Source organism: Streptomyces sp. AC1-42W, from assembly GCF_003248355.1.
In the GTDB taxonomy this organism is placed as follows: domain Bacteria; phylum Actinomycetota; class Actinomycetes; order Streptomycetales; family Streptomycetaceae; genus Streptomyces.
Window position 1 is genome coordinate 1,120,582 of record NZ_QKWY01000001.1, and the last position, 14,731, is coordinate 1,135,312.

Below are 14,731 nucleotides of genomic sequence, written 5' to 3' on the forward strand. Positions count from 1 at the left end.
GCTGTCGCGCAGCTCACGGCCCGAGCGCGTATGCCGGGGGCGGGTCGAACGCCTAAAATTGGGTTACTTAACGGTAGTTAGCACCCTGGGGAGTGAGCGTCTTGGCGGGTTCGACCGATTTCGACCTGTACCGTCCGGCCGAGGAGCACGAGCTGCTCCGTGAGACGGTGCGTGCGCTCGCCGAGGCGAAGATCGCCCCGCACGCGGCCGCGGTCGATGAGGAGGCCCGCTTCCCGCAGGAGGCGCTGGACGCCCTGACCGCCGCCGATCTGCACGCGGTGCACGTACCGGAGGAGTACGGCGGCGCCGGCGCCGACGCGCTCGCCACGGTCATCGTGATCGAGGAGGTGGCCCGTGCCTGTGCCTCCTCCTCGCTGATCCCGGCCGTGAACAAGCTCGGCTCGCTCCCGGTCGTCCTGTCCGGCTCCGAGGCCCTGAAGAAGAAGTACCTGGGCCCGCTGGCCAAGGGCGACGGCATGTTCTCGTACTGCCTCTCCGAGCCGGACGCGGGCTCCGACGCGGCCGGCATGAAGACCCGCGCCGTGCGCGACGGCGACTTCTGGGTCCTCAACGGCGTGAAGCGCTGGATCACCAACGCGGGCGTCTCCGAGTACTACACGGTCATGGCCGTCACCGACCCGGAGAAGCGCTCCAAGGGCATCTCGGCCTTCGTCGTCGAGAAGTCCGACGAGGGCGTCTCCTTCGGCGCCCCCGAGAAGAAGCTCGGCATCAAGGGCTCCCCGACCCGCGAGGTCTACTTCGACAACGTCCGCATCCCCGCCGACCGCATGATCGGCGAGGAGGGCACCGGCTTCGCCACCGCGATGAAGACCCTGGACCACACCCGCATCACCATCGCGGCCCAGGCCCTCGGCATCGCGCAGGGCGCCCTCGACTACGCCAAGGGCTACGTCAAGGAGCGCAAGCAGTTCGGCAAGCCGATCGCCGACTTCCAGGGCGTCCAGTTCATGCTCGCCGACATGGCCATGAAGCTGGAGGCCGCCCGCCAGCTCACCTACGCGGCTGCCGCCAAGTCCGAGCGTGTCGACGGCGACCTGACGTTCTTCGGCGCCGCCGCCAAGTGCTTCGCCTCCGACGCCGCCATGGAGATCACCACCGACGCGGTCCAGCTCCTCGGCGGCTACGGCTACACCCGCGACTACCCGGTGGAGCGCATGATGCGCGACGCCAAGATCACCCAGATCTACGAGGGCACCAACCAGGTCCAGCGCATCGTCATGGCAAGGAACCTTCCCTAGCAGGGTTATAGCCAGTGACCTGCACAGACAACGCGGCCCCCGGCGCGACGCCGGGGGCCGGGCAGGCCAGGCGCGGTGCGGCACGGTTCGGAGTGCACGTCACCAGAGCTACGGAGAGAAATGCCGGCCTCTCCAGGTAGAAGCCGTGGGACACGTCTCCACCCCAGCCCAGCCGATCGGCAGCGGAGCGGACCAGCAGCGCCAGCCGGGTACTGTCGCGGTCCGACTCGGAGGAGAACCGGGGCGCATACTCCGCCAGTCGATGCCCGAGCCATTCCGCCGCTTCCTTCGGCTCCTCCCAGGTGCCCCGCACGAGCTTCGCGGGTTTGATCAGCCAGTGGACCGCTTCCAGCGGTGGCAGGTCCACGGTTGGGAACTCCGCCTTCACTTCCCTGTACCGCTGGGCAAGCTCCGGCTTATCGGCCGGTGGTGGATCAGGGTGCGGCGGCCGCCTCAGCGCCTCGTCATCGAACCGTTGCTTGGAGCCGGTCCACAGGTAGCCGTGGTGGTGCAACTGTCGTCCCGTTCAGTGCAAGAAGAAGAGGGGCGCCCAACCGGTCCTGCCTCTCGGGGGGAGTCAGGACCGGGGGCGCCATGGACGGCCGTCAGGCGGACAGGCCGAAGCGGGCCGGGTCGATACCGGCCGCGTTCAGTTCCTCGGTGCTGAAGCGCAAAGGCTCCGCACCGGGGCGCTTGCTGTCGCCCATCGCCCACGCGTGGGGGCCGATCTTCGCCAGCGTGGCGCAGGACTCGCCATCCGGATGCGTGCTGCCCCCGCACGCCTTGTAGAACGTGGCGCCGTCGATGGGCAGGCTGTACAGGTCGGTTCCGGGCATGGGTGTTCCTTCCTGTGAGATCAGTGCTGGGGGGAGAGAATTTCCGTGTCCGCCCCATGCCGCCGTCCTTTCGGTCGGCACGAGTACATCCTCGGGCCATCACCGAGGAACCTCTAGCCCGTTTCCTGTTGCCTCAAGAAGTCGTCCCGGAGCCCTGCGACAAAGCGCCTCATTTCCTCGCCCGTGACGGCCGCGCCCTCGAAGCCGGCGAACTTGTTCACGTACAGCTCGACGTCCCTGGCTTCGGTAGTGGTGATCTCGGCGTGCGGGATCTCGATAATGGCCAGGTTGGTGTCGAAGAGAACGAACGAGGAACTGGGCAAGTCGGTCATGGGTGCCGACAGGGGAAGCACCCCGATGCTCACGTTCGGCATTCTCGACATGGTGATGAGCTTGTCCAGCTGCGCTGCCAGCATCGAAGGGCGAACGATTTTCCATCTGAGTACGGACTCGGTGATCACGAACCGAAAGGTTCGGGCGGTGTCGTGCAAGACCTCTTGCCGGAGCAGACGTGCGCCCATCATCTTCTCCAGGGCGCCTTGCGTGTAACCGTGTCTGCCAAGGATGGCGCGGGCATACTCGGGGGTCTGGAGCAGGCCGGGAAAGCACGACGGCTGAAACAGCCGCATGAGGCTCGTTTGGGCTTCTATCGCCCGGATCTCGTCCTGGTGCTTGTGGAGCCCGGTACGCCGCAAGATGCGCCAAGCCGTCGCCTCCGTGGCTGCCTTGCGGGCAGCTTCGGTGAGTCGGGCCTTGACCTCCTCCGAGACCTCCAAGGCCGTGAGGATGCGCTCCACGTCCATCACACTCGGCGCAAGCGCTTCGTTCTCGATCTTGCTGAGCTTGCTCGGAGACATGACAGCGCTACGGGCGACCACCTTGGCCTGCCTTCCGCCGGCCTCTCGCAGTTCCCGTAGCGCCCGACCGATATTGATGTTGTTCACGCCGGCTTGTGCTGCTCCCACCAGTCGCGGAACGGCACAGCGTTACTCAGGGCTGCGTCTCGACGCTCCAGCCATTCCCCCGCCTGCTCCTCGGGGATCAGTTCTGCGCCTAGGAACTCCCCGCCATCGCCGTACTGCATGGTCACGACCGAGCTTTCATCGAAGGCCCAGAAGTCCGGCACACCCTCCAGCGGGTTCGGCTGTTCGGTGGTGTCGAGGATGAAGAACTCTTCCCCGGCTTCTTGGTTCCGGAGATAACCCCAACCGAGCTCGAACCGCAGGTAATCACTCAGGGGGCGAGCCAGGATGTGCACGCGGTACATGCGCTTACCGGCTTGCGTGGCATCTCGTACGGTCGTGACCCAACCGGCTGACTTGTACTCTTCCGGCTGCGGCCTACCGGCCAAGAATACGTGGTAGGCGTCGACTCCGCCCGATTTGCTGTAATCGTCCAGGGTCTCAAGCCGGAATGCTTCCCGCTGAAACTCAGTGAAGAGCTTTCCGAATTCGTCAGGCGAGATGTTCACGGGCCACCCTCAGAATCAGCGACATAGGGACACGCACGGCGGTTTCGTTGTTCGGTAGCTGCATGGTGGTGAGCGCTTCCTCGTCATCCACCTTGAAGCCCTGTACCAAGACGCTCCCCGTCCCCTCTATCGCCCACACGGTCGGGCACGGTCCCTCGTCGCACTCGCTTACGAGCTGATTGAGCTTCACTGGCTGACCCCCTGCGTAGGCTGGTGTCCCGTTCGATCCTCGCGACGCCGTGACAGACGGGTCAAGGTGGCCCAGTTGAGAGAACAGGAAACTCGGCACGCGTGCGGCATGCCGCACCCAGATCTACGAGGGCACCAACCAGGTCCCCGGCCCCGGCGGCCCGGGTTCGCGCCGTTGTTAGGCTGCTGTCGCGGGTCGGTGCGGCACGGCGGGGGAGCGGGGCGGGACCAGGTGACGGAGACATTCCAGCCACTTCAGGAGACCGACCCGGTGGTGGTGGGCGGCTACCGGCTCGCCGCCCGGCTGGGCGCGGGCGGCATGGGCCGCGTCTACCTCTCGCACACCGAGGGCGGCCGGCCGGTGGCGATCAAGGTCGTACGCCCGGAACTGGCCGACGACCCGGACTTCAGGAAGCGGTTCCGCCGGGAGGTCCGGGCGGCCCGCCGGGTACGCGGCGCGTACACGGCCGAACTGCTGGACGCCGACCCGGACTGCGCGCAACCCTGGCTGGCCACGCTGTACGTGCCCGGCCCCTCCCTCTCCCAGGCCGTGGCCCGGCGGGGCCCCCTGCCGGTGCCCGCCCTGCTGTGGCTGATGGCGGGCACGGCCGAGGCGCTCCGGGCCATCCACGCCGAGGGCATCGTCCACCGCGACCTGAAGCCGTCGAATGTGCTGCTGGCCTCGGACGGGCCGCGCGTGATCGACTTCGGCATCGCCCTCGCCGCCGACGCGACGGCGTACACGGCGACGGGACACCCGCTCGGCACGCCCGCGTACATGGCCCCGGAACAGGCGTCCGTACAGCGGATCACGGCGGCGACCGATGTCTTCGCCCTCGCCCAGACCGCCGCGTTCGCGGCGTTGGGCAGGCCGCTCTACGGGGACGGCCCCGGCGTCGACGTGCTGTACCGGATCGTCCACTCCGAGCCCGAACTGGCCCTGCTCCCCGAGTCGTTGCGGCCCCTGTTCGCCCGGTGTCTGGCCGCCGACCCGGCGGAGCGGCCCGCTCCGGCGGAGATCGTGGAGTGGTGCAGGCAACGGCTGGGGGCGGCCACCGGGGCGGACGGGGTGCCCGCCGTGTGGCGGGAGATCGGCGGACCGGAGAGCGAGGTCCCGCCCCCGGTGCCCGAGGCGACCCCGGCGCAGCCGGAGCCACCGGCCGGGCCCGCGACGCCCGGACCGGCGCCGGACGGGCGCCGCGCCCGCAGACGGCGCGCGGCGCTGGTGTCGGCGGTCGGCGCGGTGAGCGCGCTGCTGGCCGCGGTCCTGGCCTGGCAGACCGTGGGCCCCGGCGGCGGTGACGCACACCGGGACACCGCGGGAACCCCGGCCGCCCCGAGCAAGGACACGGACACCGGGGGCGCCACGCGAAAGGCATCCCCGACGCCGACCCCGTCCCCCTCGCCCAGCGAGCCGCTCCCCGAGCCGTACCCGATGGTCATGCTCAGCGCGCAGCGCTCACTGAACCTCGCGGACCCGGACGTGCCGCTGACGAACAGCAAGGGCGAGGTCCGCTTCGGCTGCGGGACGAACGGCTGCGCGCTGATGAGCGACGAGAGCGTATTCGCCCAGCCGAGCGACAAGCCGGGCACCACGCTCGACTACTGCCGCCGGCGGTTCACCTACGAGAAGGCGCACCGGCTTCCCACCGCCGTCGTCGCCAACGGAAGCGAGATCTGCATCAAGAACCCCTCGGGGGATATCGCGCTGTTCGTGATCGCGACGAAGTCGACCGCGGTCCCCGCGAGCGCCTTCCTCCTGGGCGACATCACGGTCTGGCGAGGAGCGGTCTAGCGCCCGCGCAGGCGGTTCCAGAACCCCGGCTTCCCCGTTTCCGCAGGACGGGCCGGCCGGACGTCGAGCGACCAGTCCCCGTCCCCTTCGACGACCCCCAGCACCAGCGGCCCTTCGGGGAGCGCCCCCGCGGCCTCCGGGCGCCGGTCCGCCTCGCTCACCAGCGTCTGCGGGTACGTGGTGGCGCCGCCGGGACGACGCGGCCTGTGGCCCTCGACGCGCAGCGACCCGCTCCCCGACGCCGAGTGCGCCCGCAGGACCAGCTCGCCCGCGGGCCCGGTGTGGAGCAGGACGTCGGCGCCCCGCCCGGTGGCCCCCTCGCCGAGCGCACGCACCGCGCCGAGGGACCGGATCACGATCACCCACTCGTCCCGGCTGTCGCACTGGACGCGGAAGCGCAGGGGGTACAGGTTGTCGCACCACATCACCCGCCGGCCGAACCGGAGGGGCGGGTGGCCGCCGCCGAAGTGGACGGCCTCCCTGCCGTTCCAGTCGAGGGAGTCCAGCAGGAAGAGGCCCGAGCCCGTCCGGGCGACGTCGACCAGGACGTAACCGGCCGGAGGCGTCTCCTCCATGGCGAACACGGCGTCGCCCCCACCCGCGTACACGATGTCCTCGAACTCCCCGCCGAGGACGCGCGCGGCTGCGGCCGTCTCGGCGGACGGGGCGGGCGACGGCGCGATCAGCCCGGCCCACCGTCCGCCGTCCGCGAGGCCGATCCGGCGCGGCGGCCGCGCGGGGACCTCTGCCCGCGCCCCGCCCGTGGAGACGGAGCCCGCGCCCGGCCCCGACGACTTCCCGACGACTCCGTGCGGAATCTCCGGCGGAACCGGACCGCCCTGCCCCGGCTGCCCGGAAGCCGCCGGACCCTCCCCCTTGCTGATCTCTGTCACGGCGCCATGCTGACACGAGCCCCCCGCCCTGCACAGGGCCCGGCTCCCGCCCCAGCCGCTGCGGGCGCCGGTCATCCGGGCTGGTGCCCCCCGGCCCGGCAGTCGCGGCACCGGCCCGGCTCCGGGGCGCGGAAGGCGCGGTTGCAGTCGTCGCAGTTCTGGAGCGGGATGACGGTGGGGGCCGGGCGTTGCCGGACGAGGTCCGCCGGGTCGGGAAGCGGGGGCGGTAGGAGGGCTCGGAGGCGGTGGCGCAGGAGGCGCGCGGGGTGGGTGAGGGGTGCCGGGAGGTCCGTGCTGAGGGCCCGGCGGATGGTGTCCGGGTCCGCGTCGCGCTCCAGCCAGGCGGCGACCTCCGGTACGAGGGCGGTGATGTCCGCCCCGGACAGCGTGAGGACGGGGGTGTGGCGGCGCAGGTCCGCCAGGAGCGCGGCGGCGGTGCGGGCGTGGGGGAGGGAGACGGGCCGGGCGCTGGGGGCGGGCGGCGCGCTGGGCTTCGGCCCGGGTTCCGGCTTCCGGGCCGGAGGAGAGGGCGGGGGCGTCGCGGGGGCGGGGCGCGGTGGGGCGTACGAAGCCGGGGGGACCGGAGTCGTGGCGTGCGGCCGGTTGTGGGACTCCGTCCGGGTGCGTACGCGGCCGTCCGGCAGGCGTACGCGGAGGCGGCGCAGATAGCCCGCCGCCTCCAACTCCCGCAGGGCGGCGGCGATCCGCATCTCGCTCTCCGGGAAGCGGGCGGTCAGGGTCTTGATGCCGACGCTCGCGCCCTCGGGCAGCGACTGGATGTGGACGGCGATCCCGATCGCCAGCAGGGACAGCTCGCTGTGCTGCGCGAGGTGGTTGCCGATGACCGTGAAGCCGGACGTGTGGCGGGAGTTGACGTGGATGACACCGGAAGTCGGTGTGACGTCGCCGGGGGAACCGGGCGGGGCGCACGGGGGCGCGATAACCTGCTGGGCAGTCATCAGGAAGTGGGGCTTTCTTCCTCGGTGGTCAGGCCCTGCCCGGGGTTACCGTCCCGGTCGGGGCCGACTTGTGTCTGGGGTTGTCGCGGCGAGCATATGCCCGACAACCGACCCCAAATCCAGCTCAGTTGCCATTTGTCACCCGCGCGAGTGATCAGCGTTCGTACCGGGTTCGGGTGGGGTGGGGTGGGGTTCTTTCCCGGAAGTTCTTTCAAGCAGGAGACGTCGTGACGCACCGGGTCGCGGCCGTCCGCGACGTACGACTCCGGGTCGCGGAAACCCGCGACCCGGTGCACGGCCGGTGCGTACGGTGACGGTGACTGTCCAGCGCTTGTCCGGCGTTGTCCCGGCTGTCCCGCGTGACGCGGGGGGACGTCAGCGGTTGAAGAAGAACGGCACGCACGTCGGAAGTGGGGTACGGATGAGTGTGGATGAGGTCGGCAAGGACCGGAACGCCGACAACGACACGGCCGAACACGGTTGGGACGTCGACCCCGAGGACGAATCGGGCGTGGCCGTGGTCGCCGCCGTGGGTCGGCAACTCAAGGCCTGGCGCGAGGCGGCGGGCCTGCGGGCCGCCGAGTTCGGGGCGGTGATCGGGTACGGGGAGGACCTGGTCTACAAGGTCGAGGGCGGCCGGCGGATTCCCCGCCCGGAGTACATGGACAAGGCCGACGACGCTCTGGGCGCGAACGGCAAGATCGCCGTGATGAAGCAGGACCTGGCGGTGGTCCGGTACCCGAAGAAGATCCGGGACCTGGCCAAGATGGAGGCCCAGGCGGTGGAGCTGGCCGCCTACCACCACCACAACATCAACGGTCTGCTGCAGACCGAGGCGCATATGCGGGCCCTCTTCGCGGGGTGGCTGCCCGCGTACACACGGGACGAACTGGAACGAGTAGTTGCCGCGCGACTGGCTCGGCGAGCGATTTTCGACCGCGAGCCGGGCCCCGCGCTCAGCTTCGTACAGGAAGAGGTGACGCTGCGCCGTCCTGTCGGGGGCACGACGGTATGGCGTGAGCAACTGGAACGGCTCCTGGAGCTGGCGCAGTTGCGGAACGTGTCGATTCAGGTGGTGCCGACCCAACGTGAGGAGCACCCTGGGACCGGTGGTCTTATCGAAGTCCTGAAGTTTCCTGACGGCAGCGCGGTAGGACGCTCCGAGGGGGCTTTCGGCGGCCGCCCGGTTTCCGATCCGAAGCAGCTCAGAATCCTGGAGCTGCGCTATGGGATGATCCGGGCCCAGGCCCTCTCCCCAAGGGAGTCACTGGTCTTCATCGAGCAATTGCTGGGAGAGACATGATCGACAAGCCCTCCGACGGGAAGGCCGCAGAGGCCACTTGGTTCCGGAGCAGCTACAGCAGCAGTGGCGACGGGAACGACTGCGTCGAGGTCGCCGCCACCCCCGGCCTCGTCCTCGTACGGGACTCCAAGGACATCCACCGCCCCCACCTCACCCACGCCCCGCACGCCTGGGCGGCCTTCGTCGCGCACACCTCGAAGGGCTGAGGGGACCGCACCGCGTTCCTGCGCCGGGCGACCGCGACGGCATGTTCATGTCCGCGACGGCGCCCGGCCTGCCCGGGCCGTGCGCCCCATGGCCGGGGGCGCAAGCTGTCAGACTGGCTGGATGCAGGACATCAACCACTTCTCGCTGACGAGGGTGCGGCTCAGGCACTACCGCAGTATCGCGGAGGCCGACGTCGACCTGGGGCGGCTGCTGCTGCTCGTAGGGCCCAACGGGTCGGGCAAGAGCAACTTCCTCGACGCGTTGAGGCTGCTCTCCGACGCGTTGCAGACCTCGCTCGACCAGGCGCTGCGGACCCGGGGCGGAGTGGCGGAGGTCCGCAGGCGGTCGACCGGGCATCCGACGCACTTCTCCATCGACCTGGAGTTCCGGGGGCCCGGATTCGAGGGCGCGTACGGGTTCGAGGTCGCAGCGGTGCGCGGCGGGGGCTTCCGGGTGTCCAGGGAGAACTGCGCGGTACGTACCGACGCGGAAGGCTCCGAAGGAGAACGCCGCGCGGACGCCCACTTCCGCATCGACAAGGGGGCGCTGACGGACGCTTCCGAGCCGGTGATGCCACCGGTGAGCGGGCAGCGCCTGTATCTCGTGTCCGCGGCGGGACTCGACGCCTTTCGCCCGGTCTTCGACGGCCTCGCCGGCATCAGCGTGTTCAGTCTCAACCCGGATGTGATGCGCCAACCACAGACGCCCGACACGGGCGAGTTCCTGCATCGTGACGGTGCCAACATCGCCAGCGTGCTGCACCGGCTCGAACCGGCCGACAAGCGGAGGATCGAGGAGTACTTGCAGCAGATCGTCCCCGGCATGCACGAGGTGTCCCGGACCGAGCTGGGCAACTGGGAGACGCTGGAGTTCGCCCAGGACGTTCCCGGCGCGAAGAATCCGTGGCGCTTCCCGGCCCAGTCGGTCTCGGACGGCACCCTGCGTGCCCTCGGCGTGCTGGTGGCGCTGTTCGCGGGGACCGGCCCCACACTCAGCACGGTCGGGATCGAGGAGCCGGAAAGCGCGCTGCACCCTGCGGCGGCGGGTGTCCTGCTGGACGCGCTGCGCGATGCGAGCGAGCGGCGCCAGGTGATCGTGACGAGCCACAGCCCCGACCTGCTGGACCGGCACGACTTCGAGCTTTCCCAGCTGCGCGCGGTTCGTTCGATAGCCGGTGAGACGAGGATCGGCCCACTGGACGAGGCGGGGTCCTTGGCCATGCGGGAACAGCTCTACACGCCGGGGGAACTGCTCCGGACGGACCAGTTGCTGCCGGAGGCCGCTCGGTGACCGTGCCGGTGATCGCCCCGATCGTGGAAGGGCACGGAGAAGTGGCGGCGGTGCGGGAGCTCGTCAGCCGCATCGCCGCTGAATTCCATGACACGTATGCGGAGGTGGCTCAGCCTTTTCGGCTCGACTCGGGGAAGATGCGGAAGCCGGACGAACTGGGCAAGGCGATCCGCTTCCAGGCCGCGCGGGTGCGAGGTGGTGGCGGCGTGCTGGTCCTCCGGGACGGTGACGACAGCGACGTCACCTGCCCGGTCGAGCTGGCCCGCATGCTGGCACCCGACGTGGGGCTGGTCACCGTTCCAGTCGAGATCGTGATCGCGCGTCATGAATACGAGGCATGGTTCCTGGCGGCTGCCGAATCGCTGCGAGGGCACTCCGCGGTGAGGGACGATGCGGTCTTCCCGGATGACCCGGAAGCCAGGCGCGGGGCCAAGAGCCGGCTGGAAGGGCTGATGACGGAGTCGTACAAGGAGACGCTGCACCAGGCGAGGTTCTCCGGAGTCATGGATCTCCGGCTGGCCGCCGACCGCAGCCGGTCGTTTCGACGGATGATCCACGCGGTGGAACTCCTGCTCGGCCAGGACAGGCCCTAGCCTCCCCGACCGGGCCGGCGCGCCGTCCGGCAGAATGGACGGGAAACCGGGCGGGCGGGCACAAGGAGCGTCGTGGGCGGGCAGCATGTACATCTGGCTTCCACCGAGGCCGTCGTCACCGCTGTGCGGGAGGTCGCGCGGGAGTACAACCTGGAGGTCGCCGTCACGGACGACATCGGGGCCGATCGGACCTCGCGGCGCGCCTCGGCGGGGGCGTTCGCCGTGGTGGACGCGGACGGCTCGCTGCCGCACGAGGCGTTCATCGAGCTGGGCGGGGCGCCTGCCGTGACCGTGCAGGTGTTTCCGGAGGACGACGCGCGGATCACCGTGGACGGGGTGGTGTTCGACGACGTGCCCCGCGACTCGGTGCCGGCGTTCCTGCGGTCGGTGTACGGAGGGATGGCCCACGTGAAGCGGGGGCGGTTCCTCCTGTCGGGGGAGTGGCTCGTCGTGCCGTTGCCGGGGGACGAGACGTACAAGGAGCTGGTGCCCCGCATACAGCTCTCTCCCTGGATGGCCCGCAGCATCCGCGGCTGAGACTACTGAGGGGACGACACATGACCGCGTTCGACGTGATGGAGCGGCGGATCTGGGACGGGCAGGCCGCGAGCTACGCCCGCACCGCCGCCCCGCTCTGCGTCCGTACCGTGCCCGCCCTGCTGGACGCCGCCGGTGTCACGGCCGGGACGCGCCTGCTCGACGTGGGGTGCGGCACCGGCAGCGTGACCGCGGCGGCCCTCGCGCGGGGCGCCGCCGTCCGGGCCGTGGACGCCGAGCCCGACATGGTCGCCGCCACCCGGCGGTCCGCGCCCGCGGCCGAGGTGCGCGCCGGGACCCTGCCCCGACTGCCGTACGAGGACGCCGAGTTCGACGCGGTCGTGGGCAACTTCGTGCTCAACCACGTCGGCCGCCCCCTGGACGCCCTCGTCGAGATGCGCCGGGTCGCTCGCCCCGGCGGCCGGATCGCCGTCACGGTGTGGCAGCTGCCCGGCACCCCGGGGCAGACGCTGGTCGGGCGGGCCGCCAAGGCGGCCGGGCTCACCCGGCCCGACTGGCTGGCCACGGTCGACGAGGAACTCAACTTCCCGCGCACCCCGGACGGGCTGGCCGCACTGCTCAAGGCCGCCGGGTTCGCGGACGTCCGGGGCGACACGTACGCCTGGGACCACCGCGTCGATCCGGAGGAGTGGTGGGCGGGCCCCGCCGCCGGGATCGGGGCGGTCGGCGGGATGGTCACCGCCGCCGGGCCCGAGGGCGCCGCGGCGGCCAAGCGGGAGTACGACGCGCTGTGCCGCGAGTTCCTCACGGACGACGGGCTGCTGGCCCTGCCGCACGCGGCGGTGCTCGTTCAGGGCAGCGTGTAGGAGACGCCCGGCTGCCACGGCGGCGGGTGCGCGACGAGGCTCTCCAGCCGGGCACCGGCGAGCAGGCAGTCCAGCGCCCAGCGGTTCGCCGAGTGGGCGATCAGGAGGACCCGGCCCCCGTCCCACGCGGCCCCGAGGTCGCGCAGGAACGCGGCCGTCGCCTCGACCACGTCCCGGTAGCTCTGGCCGCCGCCGGGCCAGGGGCGGTCGATGTGGCGGGTGCGCAGCGGATGCAGGACCGAGGTCGGGGCGCCGTTCAGGTCCCCGTAGTCGCACTCGCGCAGGCGGGCGTCCCGGAGGAGCACCGGGGTGTCCGTCCCGGCGAAGGCGATGCGGGCCGTTTCCACGGCGCGGGCCAGGTCCGAGGTGTAGACGGCGTCGAGTCCGGTGCCGCGCCGCCGGTCGCCCAGTTCGGCGGCCTGGCGGCGCCCGGTCTCCGAGAGCCGCCCCGGCAGCCACCCCGTGGCGATGCCGGCCTCGTTGTCGGTGGTCGTGGCGTGCGACTCGTACACGATCCGGACGGGCATGGCGGCTCCGCGGCGGGGAAGAGGCGCGGGACGCGCCTCAGTTCTCGGTGACCGTGACCTTCTCGTCGTTCTTGAGCTGCTCGACCAGCTGCTTCACCTTCGCCTTGTCCCAGGCCAGGTTGCCGCCCACCGAGCCCGCGATCGGCATGTTCATCGAGGTGCCGTCGCCGCCCGTGACGCCCTTCATCGCGAAGAACATCCTGCCGAGCGACCACAGGGACATGTCCTTGTCCACGACCAGTGTGTCCAGGCCGGCGCCCATCGTCGGGTACAGCTTGAACGGGTTGATGATCGTGGAGAACGTCGCCGTCTGACTGGCCAGCGCCGCGAGGAACTTCTGCTGGTTCTTCGTACGGTCCAGGTCCGAGGTGAAGGCGTGGCGGGTGCGGACGAAGGCCAGCGCCTCCTGGCCGTTGAGCGTCTGCTTGCCGGCCTGGAAGTCGGCGCCCGAGTACTTGTCCTTGAACGCCTTCGGAATGTCCAGCTCCACCCCGCCGATCGCGTCCACGATCTTGGCGAAGCCGCCGAAGCCGATCTCGACGTAGTGGTCGATGCGCAGGCCGGTGTTGAACTCCACGGTCCGCACCAGCAGCTCGGGGCCGTCCGTCGCGTACGCGGCGTTCAGCTTCGTCGTACGGCCGGTGGCCGGGTACTTCTTGCCGGACTCCGAGCCGATGAACGACGGGATCTCCACGTTGGAGTCACGCGGCAGCGAGACCAGCGTGGGGCCGTTGTCGCCGGTGTGCAGGATCATCATCGAGTCGGTCCGCTTGCCCTCGGCCGAACCCGTGTGGAGGCGCTTCTTGTCCTCCGCCGTCATGCCCGCGCGGCTGTCCGAGCCCACGATCAGGTAGTTCGTCCCCTTGCCCGCCTCCGGCCGCTCGATGACCTTGGACAGGTCCACCGCGCGGTTCAGCTTCGAGTCGGCCCAGAAGTACGTGCCGATGGACACCCCGAGCAGCGCCACGACCAGGACCAGCGCGCCGATCCTGATCCGGCGGCCCCAGTTCGGCGCCGGGCGGGACCGGCCCTGGAGGTGACCCCGGTCACCGCCGCCGGCACCCGAGCCATGACCTGCGCTGTGACCCGCGCCACGGCCGCCGCCCGGTGCCCCGTAGACCTGGCCCGTGTTGTAGCCGCTGTCGTAGCCCTCGCCGTACTGCGGCTGCCCGTCGTCGTAACCGGCGGGCTGCTGCGGCACCGGGCGCTGCCTCGGCGGCGCGGGGCGCTGCTGGGGCGGGGCGGGGCGGCGCCGCACGTGCGGCATCGAGCGCGCGCTCTCGGGGCGCTCGCTCGCACTTCCCCGCCCGTAGCGGTCACCGCTGCGGTTGTCGCCGGTCCAGCCCTCGGGCCAATCGTTCATACGGACCAGTGTGCCGGTCGGGGACACCCCTCTTACAGGGAGTACGGAAAATCGGGCCACGGCTGTAGCGAAGCTGATGCATTGCGACGCATTCCGGGCCCCCGCATAAGGTGGACGGTATGACAGATCAGGCTCCGCGCCCGGAGAGCGACATTCCGGCCAAGCCCACCGCGGCCTCCCGCACCACCCTCAGCCACATCATGACCGGCAGCGACACCAACCTCCTGGGTACCGTGCACGGCGGCGTGATCATGAAACTGGTGGACGACGCGGCGGGCGCCGTCGCCGGCCGGCACTCCGGCGGGCCCGCGGTCACCGCCTCGATGGACGAGATGGTCTTCCTGGAGCCGGTCCGCGTCGGCGACCTCGTCCACGTACGCGCCCAGGTCAACTGGACCGGCCGGTCCTCCATGGAGGTCGGCGTACGGGTCATGGCCGAGCGCTGGAACGAGTCGACGCCGGCCACCCAGGTCGGCAGCGCGTACCTGGTCTTCGCGGCGGTCGACGCGGACGGCCGGCCCCGGCCCGTACCGCAGGTCGTCCCCGAGACGGAGCGGGACAAGCGGCGCTACCAGGAGGCACAGATCCGCCGCACCCACCGGCTGGCCCGGCGCCGCGCGATCCGGGAGCTGCGCGAGAAGCGGCTCGCGGAGGGCATCGAGGACTGACGGCGGCCCGCCGC

The 14,731-nt window shown here is 70.8% G+C and carries 17 protein-coding genes and 1 pseudogene; 9 read left to right on the top strand and 9 right to left on the bottom strand.

Going from position 1 to position 14,731, the window contains the following annotated elements:
* Positions 1-101: 101 nt before the first annotated feature.
* Positions 102-1,259 carry an acyl-CoA dehydrogenase family protein gene (locus DNK56_RS05140; protein WP_111330887.1) on the top strand — a complete coding sequence of 386 codons (1,158 nt, stop codon included), beginning with the start codon at positions 102-104 and terminating at the stop codon, positions 1,257-1,259.
* 58 nt (positions 1,260-1,317) lie between these two features.
* Here DNK56_RS05140 and DNK56_RS05145 read toward each other — a convergent pair.
* From DNK56_RS05145 to DNK56_RS05165, 5 genes and pseudogenes are all read right to left on the bottom strand, one after another.
* Positions 1,318-1,773, bottom strand: a pseudogene (locus tag DNK56_RS05145) (hypothetical protein); the annotation flags it as partial.
* Positions 1,774-1,864: 91 nt separating this feature from the next.
* Complete coding sequence (locus DNK56_RS05150; RefSeq protein WP_111330889.1) at positions 1,865-2,095, bottom strand: DUF397 domain-containing protein; 231 nt, start codon at positions 2,093-2,095, stop codon at positions 1,865-1,867.
* 113 nt (positions 2,096-2,208) lie between these two features.
* A complete protein-coding gene (locus DNK56_RS05155; RefSeq protein ID WP_111330892.1) occupies positions 2,209-3,039 on the bottom strand; it encodes a helix-turn-helix domain-containing protein in 831 nt (276 codons plus the stop codon).
* Positions 3,036-3,566 carry a DUF6879 family protein gene (locus DNK56_RS05160; RefSeq protein ID WP_111330895.1) on the bottom strand — a complete coding sequence of 177 codons (531 nt, stop codon included), beginning with the start codon at positions 3,564-3,566 and terminating at the stop codon, positions 3,036-3,038. Before DNK56_RS05160 ends, DNK56_RS05155 begins: the two co-directional genes overlap by 4 nt.
* Positions 3,550-3,756 (bottom strand): hypothetical protein, encoded by a 207-nt coding sequence (locus tag DNK56_RS05165; RefSeq protein ID WP_111330897.1) that lies wholly within the window; start codon positions 3,754-3,756, stop codon positions 3,550-3,552. Before DNK56_RS05165 ends, DNK56_RS05160 begins: the two co-directional genes overlap by 17 nt.
* A gap of 318 nt (positions 3,757-4,074) precedes the next feature.
* Here DNK56_RS05165 and DNK56_RS05170 point away from each other — a divergent pair, with 318 nt between their 5' ends.
* Positions 4,075-5,550 carry a serine/threonine-protein kinase gene (locus tag DNK56_RS05170; RefSeq protein ID WP_241989941.1) on the top strand — a complete coding sequence of 492 codons (1,476 nt, stop codon included), beginning with the start codon at positions 4,075-4,077 and terminating at the stop codon, positions 5,548-5,550.
* Here the strand turns inward: DNK56_RS05170 and DNK56_RS05175 are convergent.
* Complete coding sequence (locus DNK56_RS05175) at positions 5,547-6,443, bottom strand: hypothetical protein (RefSeq protein WP_111330903.1); 897 nt, start codon at positions 6,441-6,443, stop codon at positions 5,547-5,549. The two genes, DNK56_RS05170 and DNK56_RS05175, sit on opposite strands and share 4 nt — an antisense overlap.
* Positions 6,444-6,514: 71 nt before the next feature.
* Entirely contained in the window at positions 6,515-7,402 is an 888-nt protein-coding gene (locus DNK56_RS05180; RefSeq protein WP_111330906.1) for a helix-turn-helix domain-containing protein, read from the bottom strand.
* 421 nt (positions 7,403-7,823) lie between these two features.
* Between DNK56_RS05180 and DNK56_RS05185 the strand changes: the two genes are divergently transcribed.
* From DNK56_RS05185 to DNK56_RS05210, 6 genes are all read left to right on the top strand, one after another.
* A complete protein-coding gene (locus tag DNK56_RS05185; protein WP_111330908.1) occupies positions 7,824-8,705 on the top strand; it encodes a helix-turn-helix domain-containing protein in 882 nt (293 codons plus the stop codon).
* Positions 8,702-8,911 carry a DUF397 domain-containing protein gene (locus tag DNK56_RS05190; protein WP_111330911.1) on the top strand — a complete coding sequence of 70 codons (210 nt, stop codon included), beginning with the start codon at positions 8,702-8,704 and terminating at the stop codon, positions 8,909-8,911. Before DNK56_RS05185 ends, DNK56_RS05190 begins: the two co-directional genes overlap by 4 nt.
* 121 nt (positions 8,912-9,032) lie before the next feature.
* A complete protein-coding gene (locus tag DNK56_RS05195; RefSeq protein WP_111330913.1) occupies positions 9,033-10,202 on the top strand; it encodes an AAA family ATPase in 1,170 nt (389 codons plus the stop codon).
* On the top strand, positions 10,199-10,795 hold the full coding sequence (locus tag DNK56_RS05200; protein WP_111330916.1) for a DUF4276 family protein: 597 nt from the start codon (positions 10,199-10,201) through the stop codon (positions 10,793-10,795). The genes DNK56_RS05195 and DNK56_RS05200 overlap by 4 nt, the downstream gene beginning before the upstream one ends.
* A gap of 72 nt (positions 10,796-10,867) precedes the next feature.
* Positions 10,868-11,332: a hypothetical protein gene (locus tag DNK56_RS05205; RefSeq protein ID WP_111330918.1), complete on the top strand. Its 465-nt coding sequence runs from the start codon at positions 10,868-10,870 to the stop codon at positions 11,330-11,332.
* Positions 11,333-11,352: 20 nt separating this feature from the next.
* A complete protein-coding gene (locus tag DNK56_RS05210; RefSeq protein WP_111330921.1) occupies positions 11,353-12,159 on the top strand; it encodes a class I SAM-dependent methyltransferase in 807 nt (268 codons plus the stop codon).
* Here DNK56_RS05210 and DNK56_RS05215 read toward each other — a convergent pair.
* Positions 12,144-12,686 (bottom strand): histidine phosphatase family protein, encoded by a 543-nt coding sequence (locus DNK56_RS05215; protein ID WP_111330923.1) that lies wholly within the window; start codon positions 12,684-12,686, stop codon positions 12,144-12,146. The genes DNK56_RS05210 and DNK56_RS05215 overlap by 16 nt on opposite strands.
* Before the next feature lie 37 nt (positions 12,687-12,723).
* On the bottom strand, positions 12,724-14,049 hold the full coding sequence (locus tag DNK56_RS05220; protein WP_111335485.1) for an LCP family protein: 1,326 nt from the start codon (positions 14,047-14,049) through the stop codon (positions 12,724-12,726).
* A gap of 119 nt (positions 14,050-14,168) precedes the next feature.
* On the opposite strand from DNK56_RS05220, the gene DNK56_RS05225 reads away from it, so the two are divergent.
* Positions 14,169-14,717 carry an acyl-CoA thioesterase gene (locus tag DNK56_RS05225; RefSeq protein WP_111330925.1) on the top strand — a complete coding sequence of 183 codons (549 nt, stop codon included), beginning with the start codon at positions 14,169-14,171 and terminating at the stop codon, positions 14,715-14,717.
* Positions 14,718-14,731 lie beyond the last annotated feature (14 nt).